We start from the raw sequence: 15549 nt of genomic DNA on the forward strand, positions 1-15549 counted from the left end.
TTCAGGGAAGAGCAAGTTCAATGACCGATACTGCCCTTTTCTGCCCGGTGTCACTCTCTTTCTGCTGACGTCACACCTTGGCACACCTCTGGGGTAGAATGCCGCCCTTCAGTTTATCGAGTTGTTTCTTTGAGGTTTTTTCATGCATTTCAAGACTCTGGTTCCCGCTGTTGCACTCGCCGTTGCTCTGAGTGGCTGTACCACCAACCCCTACACTGGCGAATCCCAGACCTCCAAGGGCGCCTGGGGCGCGCTGGCCGGTGCCGCTGCCGGTGCCGCAGTAGGCGCGCTCTCCTCCAGCAAGGGTGACCGCAAGAAGGGTATCCTGACTGGCGTGGCCGCCGGTGCCGCGCTGGGTGGCGGTATCGGTTACTACATGGATGTGCAGGAGGCCAAGCTGCGCGAGAAGCTGCAGGGCACTGGCGTCAGCGTTACCCGCAATGGCAACGATCTGATCCTCAACATGCCGAACAACGTCACCTTCGACAGCTCCAGCTCCCAGCTGAAAGCGGCCGGTGCCAACACCCTGTCCGGCGTGGCCATGGTGGTTGCCGAGTTCGACAAGACTCGCCTGAACGTAGTCGGTCACACCGACAGCACTGGTTCCCGCGATCTGAACATGAAGCTCTCCCGCGAGCGCGCCGACGCCGTTGCCGCTCAACTGATCGGTCAGGGTGTTGCTGGCAGCCGTATCTCCACTACCGGCGTTGGCCCGGATCAGCCGATTGCCACCAACAGCACCGCAGCCGGCAAAGCCCAGAACCGCCGTGTCACCATTACCCTGACCCCGACTGCCTAAGTCGCTCGGGTTTCGGTAACGAAAAGGCCCCGCCAGTGATGGGGGGGCCTTTCTATTGGTGCCGTTGCGAGTAACAGCATCATGTTATTTGCACCCTGCTCCCCTTGCGGTGGCAGGGCTGGTGGATGAGGGGGAAACCGCCTCTTAGACAGCCGCAGTCAGCTGCACTTCCACCTTGTAGCCTTCGTGGGCCAGACGGGCTTGTACACAGGCGCGTACCGGTGCGGTGCCGGCAGGGATCCAGGCATCCCACTGCTCGTTGAAAGCGGCGATATCGCCAATGTCTTTCAGATAGATGTTGGCCATCAGGATCTTGTCGACGCCGGAGCCGTTGGCTTCCAGCAGGCGTTGCAGGCTGGTCAGCACTTCACGGGTCTGCTGGTGGATGTCGGCCTCTTCGCTGACGGGGACTTCCACCACATAGAGGGTGCCGTTGTGAATGACGACGTCAGACCAACGCTGGGTGGTGCCGATTCGGGTAATGGTTGTCATGGCGTGCTCCGGAGACGGGGAATTATTGACCCTTGCGGATCAGATAACGGTAGGGGGCCTGCTCTGTCTCGCTGGCGACCAGAGTGTGATCCATAAAGCGGCAGAAACTGGGGATGTCGCGGGTGGTTGAGGGATCGTCGGCACTGACCAGCAGGGTCTCCCCGTCAGCCATCAGCCGTACTTTTTTACGCACCATCATCACAGGCTCCGGGCAGCGAAGCCCGATTGCGTCCAACTCGTGAGTTGCATCGCAGAATAAATCACTCATCTATCATCAACCTTCAACCTATTCGGCTGCCAATGATACTCAGGGCTAAAAAATAAGCAAACCATTGGCCTGTCTAACAGCATATGTAACCAAAATGTTATTGCGGACTATCCAGCGCCTGCCGGACGAGTAATATAAAAATTGAACCATATTCAACAAGGAGGTGAATATGCAGGTCTCCTACGGCAGATTGCAGGCCTATGCAGGCATGGGGTTCTTGTCCTTCGCCATGATAGTGATGGGCAGCCCGATCGGGAATACCGGTACCTGGTTCGGTTCCATGGTGATGGTCGGGCTGGGGCTCTGGATCGAGCTCAGCGATTACTATGACGAGGATGAGGACGAAAACGATCAATCCTGACTTGATGACGATTCAACAACAAAGGCGGAGCAATCCGCCTTTGTCATTTCTGTCGATTGGCTAGTAGACCGGATCAGCGGGTCGAGCGCATCGCCCGCTCCAGATGCAGCGCTGTCTGCTGCGGGTTGGCTTTGGGGTCGTTGAAGAAGTTGCTCAGCACATCCAGAATCGCCTGACGCATATTGGTGGGAGTGGCCATCCCCTCTGCCATGCTTGGCAGCAGATTGTCCTGCTGCTCGGCATGGAGGAAATCCTGATAGGAGCGGATGGCACAGCGATCAAACTTGCTCATGTTGGGTTTGGTCAGCGCCGGGATCGACCCCTTCACCCGGTTGAACTCCTCCTGAAACTTCGGCGTCATCAGCAGCTGGGCCAGTTCCCCCTGCGCCTGCAGCTGGGCCGGATCCCGCTGTTTGAACATGGCGATGGAGTCGAGGTTGTAGCTGAATAGCCCGGTGCTGCCGGGGCTTGGCAGGCATTCGATATCTTCGCCCGGCCGGTAGTTGCCGGCGAGCAGCTCCCCCTTCACCCAGTCACCCATCACCTGCATGGCTGCCCCGCCGCTTTCCAGCAGATTGGTGGCCTGATGCCATTTCAGTCCGGCGTACTTTTGCGGGACGTAGGCGCGCAGCTGCTGGAAGCGGGTCAGGACCCGTACCATGTCAGGGCCGGTCAGGGTGGCGCTGTCCTGTTCCACAAAGGCTTTGCGATAGAACTGCTTGCCCCCTTCACCGAGCGCCACCGTTTCAAACAGGACGGCCAGCTGCCAGGGCTCGTTACCGATGGCGAGCGGAGTGATGCCCCGTTTTTTAAGCTTGTCGGCGACCGTCACGAACTGGGCCCAGTCGGTGGGAGGGGTGAGTTTCTGTTGCTCGAACACCTTGCGGTTGAGCCATAACCAGTTGACCCGGTGGATACCGGTAGGCACCGCCATCAGGGCGCCGTTCTGGCTGAGGGTGGCCCGCACCATAGGCGGCATCTGGCTGTACCAGCCGAGGTGCTCCGCCATGGGGGTGAGGTCGCGCAAAAAACCGAGCCCGGCCCACTCCTTGAGCTCATACCCCTTGAGATGGGCCGCCTCCGGCGGGTTGGCTGCCAGCGCCCGGCTTTTCAGCACCGTCATGGCGCTCTTGCCACCACCGCCCTGTACCGCGAAGTCATTCCACTGGTTGCCCTTGGCGATCCACTCCGATTTGAGCACTTCGACCGCCTGCGCTTCGCCGCCGGAGGTCCACCAGTGCAGCACCTCCACCTGGGAGGCACAGACAGAACCGGAGAGCAGGGCGAGCAGGGGGAGAGGGAACCACTTCATGAGAAGACTACCTTGGCAGTGAGAGGGTGGCCTGCAGGCCACCTTGCGGACGATTTTCCAGCACCAGATCGCCGCCGTGGGCGTGGGCGATGTTGCGGGCGATGCCGAGCCCGAGGCCGGTGCCGGCCTGATCCGTGCTGAGCCGGTAATAGGGCTCGAAGATGCGCTCGAACTGGTCATCCGGCAGGCCGGGGCCCTCATCCATGATGAAGAGGATCAGCATCTCCTCGTCATCCATGATGATGATGCGTACCCGCTGGCCATATTTGATGCCGTTGTCCACCAGATTACCGATGCAGCGCTTGAGCGCCAGCAGCTTGCCGCGGTAGGGCCACTTGCAGTGCCCCTCGATGGTGAGACGTTCGTCGTGGAGGTTGAGCGACTCGGCCATCTGCTCCAGCAGGGCGTTGATGTCGATCTCCTCGATGTTCTCGTGGATGTCGGTCTCTTTGACCGTCTGCAGCGCCCCTTTCACCATCAGCTCCAGTTCGTCGAGATCCTTGTTGAACTTGGCGATCTGTACCTCGTCGTCGAGCAGCTCGACCCGCAGCCGCAGCCGGGTGATGGGGGTCTTGAGGTCGTGGGAAATCGAGCTGAACAGCCGCTCCCGATCATCGATATAGCGCCGGATTCGGTGCTGCATGATGTTGAAGGCGCGGGTCGCCGCCACTATCTCGGAGGCGCCCTCCTCCTTGAGCGAAGGCTGGTCGATATCCTTGCCCAGATTGACCGCCGCCTTGGCCAGCCGACGCAGGGGCCGGGTCTGCCAGCGCACCAGCATAAAGGTGAAGAAGCAGAGGAACACCGTCATCAGGGCGATGAAGCGCACCTGATTGCTCGGCATGACGGTGTCATCCAAGGTCATGTAGGGGGCGGGCAGCAGGGCCGCCAGATAGAGCCACTCCCCCTTTTCGATCTCGATCTGGGTCACCAGCACCGGCGGGTTGATAGGCTCGAGCGACAGGGTGTAGCGCGCCCAGGAGGAGGGAAGATCCGCCAGCAGGGTGTCGTTGTTGAATACGTGGAGGTCTTCGGGCCGCGAGAAGTCCACCTTGATCGCCATGGCATCGGAGAGCTTGCGGGTCAGCACTCCCTGCACCTCCTCCAGCACCTGCGTCTTGCGTTCGCTGTCGGGGATGGCGTTGATGTGGATCTCCTCTTCGTTCAGCGAGACGAAGAAGCGGCTGCCGCCCATGTTGCGCAGCTGATCGAGAGCGATATGGCGATATTGCAGCGGCAGGGATTTGAAGAAGTTGACGGTGGAGGCGGCAGACATGGCGAGGTTGCGGGTGGTGCTGAGCATCCCCTCCAGCTCCCGCTTCTGGATCTGCTGCATCCAGATGCCGGTCAGAATGGTCTGGGAGAGCAGGATGGCCAGCAGCAGCAGCAGGATCATCCGCGACAGCAGAGAGCGGGGCACCAGCGCCCCCCAGGACCATTTGTTGCTCATGGCAGTTCGTGCACCTCGGCGATCAGCATGTAGCCGCTACCGCGGATGGTTTTGATGATGCGCGGGCTCTTGCCATTGTCGCCCAGCTTCTGGCGCAGGCGGCTGATCTGCACGTCGATGCCGCGCTCCATCGGCAGGCTTTCGCGGCCGCGGGTGGCATCGGAGATGGTGTCGCGATCCAGCACCACACCGGGCTGTTGCAGGAACATGCCGAGCAGCATGGCATCGCTGCCGGAGAGGTCCAGCAGGCTGCCATCTTCGTGGGTCAGCTGGTGGCTCAGGGTGTCGAGGGTCCACTCGGCAAAGCGCAGGCGACGGCTCGGCTCTTTCTCTTTTTCCGGCTGGCGGAATTCGGCGCGGCGCAGCAAGGCCTTGATGCGGGCCTGCAGTTCGCGCGGGCTGAAGGGCTTGGCGATGTAGTCATCGGCGCCGAGTTCGAGGCCGATCACCCGATCCGCCTCGTCGGAAGCTGCAGTCAGCATGATGATGGGCACCTGGGAGGTGCGACGGATCTGCTGGCAGAGGGTAAAGCCATCCTCGCCGGGCATCATGATGTCCAGAATGATCAGGTCCGGGCTGTGCTGGGCGAGCTGCTCGCGCATCTCGTTGCCCTCTGCCGCCGTCAATACCTGAAAGCCCGCCCGGGTCAGGTATTCATTGAGCAGCTCGCGGATCTCTTGGTCGTCATCGACGATCAGCAGTTGTTTGCTCATTGACATATGTATGTGCATCCACCCATTTTTTTGTGCAGATTGAACCTGTCGGGGGAGCAAAAAGCAAGCAAGCCCCCCATCTAATGTGAGGTTTGGAGCAATAACCACCCATTGCCGGGTTTAAAACGAAAAAAGGCCGACCCAAACGGGACGGCCAATACCCAGCATCCGACTACAGGCCAGCACCCCGTGTGGCGATGGCCTCAGATTTGAAAAGGGGCCGGTAATGCCGGCCCCGAAAACGTTGATATTCGATCGAGTTGCTTGTGGATCACACCCGTTCGAATACGGTGGCGATGCCCTGACCCAGACCGATACACATGGTGGCAACCCCCAGGGTGGCATCCTTCTCCTCCATCAGATTGATGAGGGTAGTGGAGATGCGCGCACCGGAGCAGCCGAGCGGGTGACCCAGCGCAATGGCGCCGCCGTTCAGGTTCACCTTCTCGTCCACCTGATCCTGCAGACCCAAATCTTTCACGCAGGGCAGGGACTGGGCGGCAAACGCCTCGTTCAGCTCGAACAGGTCGATGTCACCGATGGTCAGACCGGCCCGTTTGAGCGCCTTCTGGGTCGCCGGAACCGGGCCGTAACCCATGATGGCAGCGTCACAGCCAGCGATGGCCATGGCACGTACCTTGGCGCGCGGCGTGAAGCCGAGGGCCTTGGCACGATCCGCGCTCATCACCAGCATGGCGGCGGCGCCATCGGACAGGGCCGAGGAGCTGCCGGCGGTGACGGTGCCGTTGACCGGGTCAAACACCGGGCGCAGCTGGCTCAGGGTTTCGACCGTGGTCTCCGGGCGGATCACCTCGTCGTAGTCGTAGAAGAAGCGGGCGCCGCTGGCGTCATGGCCTTCCAGCCCGACGATCTCCTTGGCAAAACGTCCTTCCACGGTTGCCGCGTGGGCACGGCGATGGGAGCGGGCGGCAAACTCGTCCTGCTGCTGACGGCTGATGCCGTGCAGCTTGCCGAGCATCTCGGCGGTCAACCCCATCATGCCGGAGGCTTTCGCTACCGACTTGGCCATGCCGGGGTGGAAGTCGACGCCGTGGCTCATTGGCACGTGACCCATGTGCTCGACGCCGCCGATGATGAAGATATCCCCATCACCTACCTGAATGGCGCGAGAGGCATCATGCAGCGCCTGCATACTGGAGCCGCACAGACGGTTGACGGTGACCGCTCCCACCTGCTTCGGAATACCGGCCAGCAAGGCGGCGTTGCGGGCGATGTTGAAACCCTGCTCCAGGGTCTGCTGCACGCAGCCCCAGTAGATATCCTCGATCTCGTTCGGGTCGAGGTTGGGGTTGCGCAGCAGGATGGATTTCATCAGGTGCGCGGACAAGTCTTCTGCACGCACGTTGCGGAAGGCGCCGCCCTTGGACCGGCCCATCGGGGTCCGGATACAGTCGACAATGACTACGTCTTTCATGAATGGATCTCCTTTCCGCAATCAGTAGAAGGTTTTGCCCTGGGCGGCCATCTCGCGCAGCTTGTCGCTGACGCGGTAGAGCGGGCCCAAATCGGCATACTGGTCGGCCATGGCCACGTAGCGATCCAGACCAATGGTGTCCAGATAGCGGAACACGCCGCCGCGGAAGGGAGGGAAGCCCAGACCGTAGACCAGCGCGATGTCGGCTTCGGCTGGCGTGGCGACTATGCCCTCTTCCAGACAGAGCACCACCTCGTTGATCATCGGGATCATCATGCGGGCGATGATGGCTTCCTTGTCGAAATCCTGTTTCGGCTTGGCGATGGGGGCCAGCAGCTCGTAAGCAGCGGCGTCGGCCACCTTCTTCGGTTTGCCCTTCTTGTCCTGCTCGTAGGCGTAAAAGCCCTTGCCGTTCTTCTGACCGAAGCGATTCACTTCGTACATCACGTCGATGGCGGTACGGCCTTCCTTGCTCATACGCGCCGGGAAACCCTGCGCCATCACGTCACCAGCATGGTGACCGGTGTCGATGCCGACCACGTCCAGCAGGTAGGCGGGGCCCATCGGCCAGCCGAACTCCTTCTCCATCACCTTGTCGACGGCGGCGAAGTCGGCGCCATCGGCAACCAGCTTGTTGAAGCCGAAGAAGTAGGGGAACAGCACCCGGTTGACGAAGAAGCCCGGGCAGTCGTTGACCACCACCGGGGACTTGCCCATGGCGGCGGCATAGGCCACCACGCGGTTGATGGTTTCATCGGAGGTTTGCTCGCCGCGGATGATCTCCACCAGTGGCATGCGGTGCACCGGGTTGAAGAAGTGCATGCCGCAGAAGTTCTGCGGGCGCTTCAGCCCCTTGGCCAGCAGGGAGATGGGAATGGTGGAGGTGTTGCTGGCGAGCACGGCGTCTTCGCCGATGATCCCTTCCACTTCACCCAGTACGGCGGCTTTCACTTTCGGGTTCTCGACCACGGCTTCGACCACGACGTCCACGCCTTTGACGTTGTCATAGCTGAGTGTCGGGGTAATGGCGGAGAGTACCTGGCCCATCTTGATGCCGTCGATGCGGCCCTTCTCGAGCTGGCCGTTGAGCAGCTTGGTGGCTTCGCCCATGCCAAGTGCCAGCGCCTTCTCGTTGATGTCCTTCATTACCGCCGGAATGCCCTTGCTGGCAGACTGGTAGGCGATGCCGCCGCCCATGATGCCGGCACCCAGTACGGCGGCGTGGCCAGTGGCCTTAGCAGCCTGCTTGGCCGCCTTCTTGGCCAGCGCCTTGATGTGCTGATCGTTGAGGAAGATACCGACCAGCGCCTTGGCTACATCGGTCTTGGCCAGCTTGATAAAGCCCTGTGCCTCAACGACCAGCGCTTCGTCACGGCCCATGCCAGCAGCGGCTTCGACGGTTTTCACCGCGGTCATCGGCGCTGGATAGTGTTTGCCCGCCACGGCGGCAACCATGCCAGCGGCGGTGGTGAAGCTCATCATGGCTTCCAGCTTGGAGAGACGCAGCGGGGCTTTCTTGGCGGCACGGCGGCTCTGCCAGTCCAGCTTGCCCGCGATGGCGTCCTTGATCATCTGCAGCGCAGCACTCTGCAGCACCTCGGGGGCGACTACGGCATCGATGGCTCCCACCTTGAGGGCATCATCGGCACGGTAATCCTTGCCGGTGGTGATCCACTCGAGCGCGTTGTCGGCACCGATCACTCGTGGCAGACGGACGGTGCCGCCAAAGCCCGGCATGATGCCGAGTTTGGTCTCGGGTAAGCCGATTTTGGCGGTGGTGTCGGCCAGACGGAAGTCAGTGGAGAGGATGGTCTCGCAGCCGCCGCCCAGAGCGTGGCCCTTGATGGCAGAGAGGGTCGGAACCGGCAGATCTTCGATGGCATTGAAGATGTCGTTGGCCTTTTTCAGCCAGCCGAGCAGATCTTCCTGCGGCAGATCGAACAGTTCCAGGAATTCGGTAATGTCGGCACCGACGATAAAGGCGTCTTTGCCGGAGGTGAGGATCAGACCTTTTAGTTCACGTTCTTGTTGTAATGCGGCGATCGCTTCGCTCAGGGAGAGCAGGGTAGCGCGATCCAGCTTGTTGACTGAACCCGGGGCATCAAACCTCAGCTCGGCGATGCCGTTTTCGAGGTAGCTGACCGACAGGGTTTCGCCTTGGTAGATCATGAGAGTGTCTCCTTGTTCCCACTCAGTGGGGAGTGGTGCTCCTTAATCCCCAGCAGGGGGCGAGGCTCACTATTGATCCAAAAGGAGACATTTTCAACACCTATTTAAAACATTTGTTTAACAGAACTCGAGTAAAAGCTCTTCATCACAAAACGGGCAAAAGAGAGGCGCCTTGCGGCGCCTCGGATGACTGTGAGTTTGTTATCAACTGGCCAGTTCCGGCCGATTGCGATACTGGTTCAGCACCTCGGGATCGGCGAGGGCATGGGTATTGTTGACCGGCCGGTTGTGTACCACTTCGCGCACCGCCAGTTCGACGATCTTGCCGGACTTGGTGCGGGGGATGGCATCCACCTGCAGGATGCGGGCCGGTACGTGGCGGGCGGTGCAGTGCTGCTTTATTTGCTGGCGGATCCGCTCGCGCAGCGGCTCATCCAGCTTGCAGCCCGCCTTGAGCTTGACGAACAGCACCACCCGCTCGTCCTGTTGCCACTGCTGGCCGATGACGATGCTCTCCTCCACCTCGTCCAGCTGCTCGACATAGCGGTAGATCTCGCTGGTGCCGATGCGCACGCCGCCCGGGTTGAGGATGGCGTCGGAGCGGCCGTAGAACAGGATGCCACCGGCCGGGGTCAGCTCGATCCAGTCGCCGTGACACCAGATGTTGTCGAACCGCTCGAAGTAGGCAGCGTGGTACTTGTCGCCATTTTCGTCGCCCCAGAAGTAGATGGGCTGGGCCGGGAACGGCTTGGTGCAGACCAGCTCGCCTTTCTCCCCCTGCACCGGCTGGCCCGCTTCGTTGAATACCTGCACCGCGAGACCGAGGCCACGTCCCTGACTCTCGCCGCGATAGACCGGGCTGAGCGGGTTGCCGATGACGAAGCAGGAGCAGATGTCGGTGCCGCCTGAGATGGAGCTGAGTTGCACATCCTGCTTTATCTGCTGGTAGACGTAGTCGAACCCCTCCGGCGACAGCACAGAGCCGGTGCTGCAGATCAGCCGCAAGTGCGGCAAGTCGTGGCTGTTGATGGGGGCATAACCCTGTTTGTGCAGCGCGTCGAGATACTTGGCCGAGGTGCCGAACAGGGCGACCTGCTCGTCGCGGGCGAGATCCCACAGCACGTTGCCGTCCGGGTAGAAGGGCGAGCCGTCATAGAGCACCAGGGTGGCGCCGGAGGCGAGGGCGCTCACCAGCCAGTTCCACATCATCCAGCCGCAGGTGGTGAAGTAGAAAATTCGCTCCCCCGGCTTGATGTCGCAGTGCAGTTGGTGCTCTTTCAGGTGTTGCAGCAGGGTGCCGCCGATGCCGTGCACGATGCACTTGGGTTTGCCGGTGGTGCCGGAGGAGTAGAGGATGTAGAGCGGATCGTTGAAAGCCATGGGTTCGAACTGGAGGCTGGCGTCCGGCTGGCTCGCCAGCACTTGCTGCCAGTCGTGACCAAGCTGCAGCGGGTTGCCGAGCAGGGGGATCATCACCGTCTGCTCTATGCTGTCGATCTGGCTGACGACCCCTGCCACTTTGTCCTGAATATTGATGGCCTTGCCGTTGTAGCGATAGCCATCCACGGCAAACAGTACTCGCGGCCGGGTCAGGCCGAAGCGCTCTACCACGCTGGCCTCGCCAAAGTCGGGGCTGGTGGAGGTCCAGATCGCCCCCAGACTGGTGGTTGCCAGCATGGCTACTACGGTTTCCGGGATATTGGGCAGATAGGCGGCAACCACATCGCCACGACCAATCCCCTGATTGCGCAGCCATTGAGCCAGTCGGGCAACCTGTTCCCCAAGCTCACGCCAGCTCAGGGTGTGGCTTGGGCTCCCTTCGATGCGGGAGATGATGGCCGGGCTCTCGTCCTGGCGGCGCAGCAGGTTTTCGGCGAAGTTGAGGCGGCTGTCGGGGAACCAGCGGGTGCGCTGCATATCCTGACGATTCTCCGCCACTATGTTGCCGAGTTCGCCCTTGACGCCGCAGTGCTGCCACACCAGCGGCCAGAAGCGGGTGGTCTTTTCCACCGACCATTGCCACAGCTGCGGATAGTCCTGCAGTTGCAGGCCGTGGAAGCGGTTCACCTCTGCCATAAAGCGGTAGAGGTTGGAGTGCTGCATCCTGAGCGGATCCGGTTGCCACAGGCAGAGGTTGTCCATGAGTAATCCCTGACTTCATGTATCTACCGGCAGTGTATTGAATTGTTTTTGATTTGTTAACGGCTGGTTCTCTGTTGATAACAAACACGTTTGTAACGTATGCGTTACCTCACGAAGCGGCAGCTTGACGGGTCGAGCCGCCAAGCGCTTGATGTTATGCTGCAATCACATTCACCTCGGAGCAGGACGCCATGAGCAGCTACAGCCAACTTTTTGCCCAGCATCTCGATACTTTGCAGCAACGCACCCGCGATATCCTGCAGCAACAGGGACTTGGCGGGCTGGCCATCCACTCCGGCCAGACCCACCGTATCTTCCTCGATGATCAGGATTACCCGTTCAAGGTAAACCCGCACTTCAAGGCCTGGTTGCCAGTGCTGGACAATCCCCACTGCTGGCTGCTGGTGGACGGGGTGAACAAACCAATCCTGCTGTTCTATCGTCCGGTTGATTTCTGGCACAAGGTGGCGGATCTGCCCAATGCCTTCTGGGTCGAGTTCTTCGATATCCGCTTCCTGACCAGACCGGAACAAGTCGCCGATCATCTGCCGGGCAACAAGCAAGAGTGGGCCTATCTGGGCGGTCATCTGGAAGTGGCCGAGCTGCTGGGTCTGACCCAGCCCAATCCGGAGGCGGTGCTCAACTACCTGCACTATCACCGTGCCTACAAGACCCCCTACGAGCTGGAGTGTCTGCGCGAGGCGAACCGCATCGGTGTCCGTGGTCATATCGCGGCCAAGGACTCTTTTATGGCAGGGGCGAGCGAGTTCGAAATCAATCTGGCCTACATGAAGGCGGTCGGGCAGGGGGCCAATGAGGCGCCCTACGGCAATATCGTCGCCATCAACCGCAATGCGGCCATTCTTCACTACACCCATCTCTCGGCCGTGCGGGTGCCTGATGCCGAGCGTTACTCCTTCCTGATCGATGCGGGCGTCGATTTCCACGGTTATGCCTCAGATATCACCCGTACCTGGGCGTGGCGCCGCGGCGAGTTTGCCGATCTCATCGCGGCGCTGGATGCGCAGCAGCAGGAGATCATCGGCGAGATCAAACCGGGTCGTCGCTACAGCGAGCTGCATCTGCAGATGCACCACAAGCTGGCGCGCCTGCTGCAAGCGACCGAGCTGGTGGATATGTCGGTGGACGAGATGATCCACACCGGGGTGACCAACGTATTCTTCCCCCATGGTCTCGGCCACTTCCTCGGCCTGCAGGTGCACGATGCGGGTGGTTTCATGCAGGATGAGCGCGGCACCCATCTGGCGGCTCCCGAGCAGTTCCCCTATCTGCGCTGCACCCGGGTGATGGAGGTGGGTCAGGTGTTCACTATCGAGCCCGGTCTCTACTTCATCGACAGCCTGCTGGAGCCGCTGCGTCAGGGTGAACAGGGTAAGCGGGTCAACTGGAACAAGGTGGAGGCGCTGCGTCCGTTCGGCGGCATCCGCATTGAGGACAACGTGGTGCTGCACGCCAACGGGGTGGAGAACATGACCAGACAAGCAGGGCTCTGATGGCGGCAGCGTACTCCATTCCAGCCGCTTCATTGGAGCTCATCGAAGAGATCAAGAAGAGCCGTTTCATTACCCTGATTGCCCACACCCCGACCGTCGAGGCGGCCAAGGGGTGGATCAACGAGATCAAGCGTCAACATCCGACCGCTCGTCATCACTGCTGGGCCTTTGTGGCGGGCGCACCGCAAGATAGTCAGGTTTATGGCTTCAGCGATGATGGCGAACCCTCCGGTACCGCGGGCAAGCCGATCCTGGCCCAGTTGATGGGGTCGGGGCTCGGTGAAATCTGCGCCGTGGTGGTGCGCTACTACGGTGGTATCCAGCTTGGCACCGGTGGACTGGTCAAAGCTTATGGCGGCGGCGTGGGGGCAGCCCTCAAGCAGCTGGTGACCGAACTCAAGGTGCCGCGCACTCCTTCCTCCATTCATTGCGACTATGGCGACATGGGCGTGGTCGAGTCACTGATCAGCAGTCACAACGGTGAACTGCTGGCTGCCGATTACGGCCAGCAGGTCACCCTGCAGGTGGCGTGGGAGTCTGCAGTCTGGGAGCGGGTTGACCGCGAATTGACCGACAGAACCCATGGGCGGGTATCCCTGCAGCCTTTAGATGGCTAGAATCCATCGCTCTTTATCGTTTTGAAGTAGGAGCCGGAATGCACACCCTGAGCATTATTCGCATCGTTGGCCTGCTGGTTGCGCTGTTCAGCTCGACCATGCTGCTGCCAGCGCTGGTTGCGTTTGGTTATCGGGATGGGGGCGGCGCCGAGTTCATCAAATCTTTCCTCATGGCCCTGCTGCTCGGGGTCGTGCTCTGGTTTCCCAACCGCTATCACAAGAAGGAGCTCAGATCGAAAGAGGGTTTCCTCATTGTGGTGTTGTTCTGGGTAGTGTTGGGTAGCGTGGGGGCTGTGCCCTTTATTCTGAGCGATACCCCGCATATGTCGGTTTCCGAGGCATTCTTTGAATCTTTCTCCGGCCTGACCACCACCGGCGCCACCGTGCTGACCGGGCTGGACAATCTGCCCAAGGCGTTTCTGTTCTACCGCCAGCTGCTGCAGTGGCTGGGGGGGATGGGGATCATAGTGCTGGCGGTTGCTGTGCTGCCGCTGCTGGGGATCGGGGGTATGCAGCTCTATCGGGCGGAGATCCCGGGCCCGGTCAAGGATACCAAAGTGACGCCACGCATCGCCGAAACGGCCAAGGCGCTCTGGTTCATCTACCTGCTGCTGACCGCGCTCTGTGCACTGGCCTACTGGCTGGCCGGGATGACGCTGTTCGATGCGGTGTGCCATTCGTTTTCGACCCTGTCGGTCGGTGGTTTCTCTACCCACGATGCGAGCATCGGTTTTTTCAACAGTCCAGTCATCAACCTGATTACCGTGGTGTTCCTGCTGCTGGCCAGCGTGAACTTTGCGCTCCACTTTACTGTCTTTTCCCATCGTCCGGTTCGGCTCGGGCGCTACCTCTATGACGCGGAGCTCAAGGTCTTTCTGGCCATCCAGGTGACCTTGGTGATGATCTGCTTTATCGCCTTGCTGACTCATGGGCACTACGCCACCTGGCAAGAAGCACTCAACCACGGTCTGTTCCAGGCGGTCTCTCTGGGCACTACCACCGGCTATAGCACCACTACGTATGCCGACTGGCCCTCTTTCTTGCCCATGCTGCTGATGTTCTCCGCCTTTATTGGTTGTTGTGCGGGTAGTACCGGCGGCGGCATCAAGGTGATGCGTTTCATGATCCTCTTCATGCAAGGGATGCGTGAACTGAAGCGGTTGGTTCACCCCAGAGCTATCTATACCCTGAAGCTGGGGAAGCGGGCGGTGCCCGAGCGCATCGTCGAGGCGGTGTGGGGCTACTTCGCTACCTATATCATCCTCTTCTTTATATTCATGTTGCTGTTGCTGATGACGGGGTTGAACGAAGTGACCGCATTCACCGCCGTGGCGGCTGCTTTTACCAACGTAGGCCCGGGTCTGGGAGAGGTCTCTGCCAACTTCGGGAATATTTCACCCGCTGCACAATGGGTGCTGGTGTTGGCCATGTTGTTTGGCCGATTGGAAATTTTTACGCTTCTGGTACTGTTTACCCCTGCATTCTGGCGTAGTTGAGGTCGTTATGGACAAGATTCTGGTGCTTTATTCCTCTCGGGACGGTCAAACCCGCAAAATCATCGATGTCATGCTGGAGGAGATGCCGGGATGTGAAGTGGTGATGCACGATCTGCACACCCTGCCCAAGTGCAATCTCAGCAAGTACAAGAAGGTGTTGATCGGTGCCTCTATCCGCTATGGCAACTTCCACCCCAGCCTGCTCAGCTTTATTCATGCCCACCATGAGCAGCTGGAGGTCGCCAATGCCGCCTTCTTCTGCGTCAACCTGACTGCTCGCAAGCCCGAGAAGCAGACACCGCAGACCAATACCTATATGAAGAAGTTTCTGCGCCTCTCTCCCTGGAAGCCGAAAACCCTGGGGGTGTTTGCCGGTGCGCTGCAGTACTCTCGCTATAACTGGTGGCAGACCCGCATTATCCAGCTGATTATGAAGATTACCGGTGGTAGTACCGATACCAGTAAAGACCTCGAATTTACTGATTGGGAAAAGGTGCGCAGCTTTGCACGCGAATTCTGGTCAAAAAGATAGCAATTCGATGTGAATATAGGGTTTATTGCCCCATAGAGCCCCGCCGATGCGGGGCTTTTGTTTAATAAAACAACGGTTGAAGCGGAAATCAGTAAAAAATGCCATTTTTTGCAATTTTCCCCTTGTCATCGCGGCGCGGCTCCCTATAATGCGCCCCTACCAGCACGGCGGAACACGCCAACCTGATGAGCCAGCTTCCTAGCGAAGTGGGCGCCGAAAGAAAAGCGAAAACAACCGCTTGACTTTCGA

14 protein-coding genes are annotated in these 15549 nt (G+C 60.0%); 6 read left to right on the forward strand and 8 right to left on the reverse strand.

Going from position 1 to position 15549, the window contains the following annotated elements; translation table 11 throughout:
* The first annotated feature begins 142 nt into the window (after nucleotides 1-142).
* Nucleotides 143-799, forward strand: coding sequence for an OmpA family lipoprotein (locus AAHA41_RS20250; protein ID WP_043850520.1), 657 nt, complete (start codon nucleotides 143-145; stop codon nucleotides 797-799).
* A 144-nt stretch (nucleotides 800-943) separates the two neighbouring features.
* Here the strand turns inward: AAHA41_RS20250 and AAHA41_RS20255 are convergent, their stop codons facing one another.
* Both AAHA41_RS20255 and tusA read right to left on the reverse strand, forming a co-directional pair.
* Nucleotides 944-1291 (reverse strand): RidA family protein, encoded by a 348-nt coding sequence (locus tag AAHA41_RS20255; RefSeq protein WP_033112855.1) that lies wholly within the window; start codon nucleotides 1289-1291, stop codon nucleotides 944-946.
* 22 nt (nucleotides 1292-1313) lie between these two features.
* Complete coding sequence (gene tusA, locus AAHA41_RS20260; protein WP_005342448.1) at nucleotides 1314-1559, reverse strand: sulfurtransferase TusA; 246 nt, start codon at nucleotides 1557-1559, stop codon at nucleotides 1314-1316.
* 169 nt (nucleotides 1560-1728) lie between these two features.
* Here tusA and AAHA41_RS20265 point away from each other — a divergent pair, with 169 nt between their 5' ends.
* On the forward strand, nucleotides 1729-1920 hold the full coding sequence (locus AAHA41_RS20265; RefSeq protein ID WP_005339471.1) for a hypothetical protein: 192 nt from the start codon (nucleotides 1729-1731) through the stop codon (nucleotides 1918-1920).
* Between the two features lie 73 nt (nucleotides 1921-1993).
* On the opposite strand, the gene AAHA41_RS20270 is transcribed toward AAHA41_RS20265, so the two are convergent.
* The 6 genes from AAHA41_RS20270 to AAHA41_RS20295 form a co-directional block, all read right to left on the reverse strand.
* The gene (locus AAHA41_RS20270; RefSeq protein WP_201931666.1) at nucleotides 1994-3232 is read right to left on the reverse strand and encodes an ABC transporter substrate-binding protein; all 1239 of its coding nucleotides are present in this window, start codon (nucleotides 3230-3232) and stop codon (nucleotides 1994-1996) included.
* Between the two features lie 7 nt (nucleotides 3233-3239).
* Nucleotides 3240-4682, reverse strand: a complete 1443-nt coding sequence (locus AAHA41_RS20275) for an ATP-binding protein (protein WP_041210601.1) — start codon at nucleotides 4680-4682, stop codon at nucleotides 3240-3242.
* Complete coding sequence (locus tag AAHA41_RS20280) at nucleotides 4679-5401, reverse strand: response regulator transcription factor (protein WP_033112852.1); 723 nt, start codon at nucleotides 5399-5401, stop codon at nucleotides 4679-4681. The genes AAHA41_RS20275 and AAHA41_RS20280 overlap by 4 nt, the downstream gene beginning before the upstream one ends.
* A gap of 265 nt (nucleotides 5402-5666) precedes the next feature.
* Nucleotides 5667-6851 (reverse strand): acetyl-CoA C-acyltransferase FadA, encoded by a 1185-nt coding sequence (gene fadA, locus AAHA41_RS20285; protein WP_323071150.1) that lies wholly within the window; start codon nucleotides 6849-6851, stop codon nucleotides 5667-5669.
* Complete coding sequence (gene fadB / locus AAHA41_RS20290; RefSeq protein WP_323071151.1) at nucleotides 6852-8999, reverse strand: fatty acid oxidation complex subunit alpha FadB; 2148 nt, start codon at nucleotides 8997-8999, stop codon at nucleotides 6852-6854.
* A gap of 204 nt (nucleotides 9000-9203) precedes the next feature.
* Nucleotides 9204-11141 carry an acetoacetate--CoA ligase gene (locus AAHA41_RS20295; RefSeq protein WP_323071152.1) on the reverse strand — a complete coding sequence of 646 codons (1938 nt, stop codon included), beginning with the start codon at nucleotides 11139-11141 and terminating at the stop codon, nucleotides 9204-9206.
* A 191-nt stretch (nucleotides 11142-11332) separates the two neighbouring features.
* On the opposite strand from AAHA41_RS20295, the gene pepQ reads away from it, so the two are divergent.
* The 4 genes from pepQ to hemG are packed head-to-tail and all read left to right on the forward strand — an operon-like array spanning nucleotide 11333 to nucleotide 15300.
* Complete coding sequence (gene pepQ / locus AAHA41_RS20300; protein ID WP_041210605.1) at nucleotides 11333-12655, forward strand: Xaa-Pro dipeptidase; 1323 nt, start codon at nucleotides 11333-11335, stop codon at nucleotides 12653-12655.
* Entirely contained in the window at nucleotides 12655-13272 is a 618-nt protein-coding gene (locus tag AAHA41_RS20305) for a YigZ family protein (RefSeq protein ID WP_323071153.1), read from the forward strand. Before pepQ ends, AAHA41_RS20305 begins: the two co-directional genes overlap by 1 nt.
* Nucleotides 13273-13310: 38 nt before the next feature.
* On the forward strand, nucleotides 13311-14768 hold the full coding sequence (locus tag AAHA41_RS20310; RefSeq protein WP_209297781.1) for a TrkH family potassium uptake protein: 1458 nt from the start codon (nucleotides 13311-13313) through the stop codon (nucleotides 14766-14768).
* A gap of 7 nt (nucleotides 14769-14775) precedes the next feature.
* Nucleotides 14776-15300, forward strand: coding sequence for a menaquinone-dependent protoporphyrinogen IX dehydrogenase (gene hemG, locus AAHA41_RS20315; RefSeq protein WP_323071155.1), 525 nt, complete (start codon nucleotides 14776-14778; stop codon nucleotides 15298-15300).
* Nucleotides 15301-15549 lie beyond the last annotated feature (249 nt).

The organism is Aeromonas sp. SER (assembly GCF_038739615.1).
In the GTDB taxonomy this organism is placed as follows: domain Bacteria; phylum Pseudomonadota; class Gammaproteobacteria; order Enterobacterales; family Aeromonadaceae; genus Aeromonas; species Aeromonas jandaei.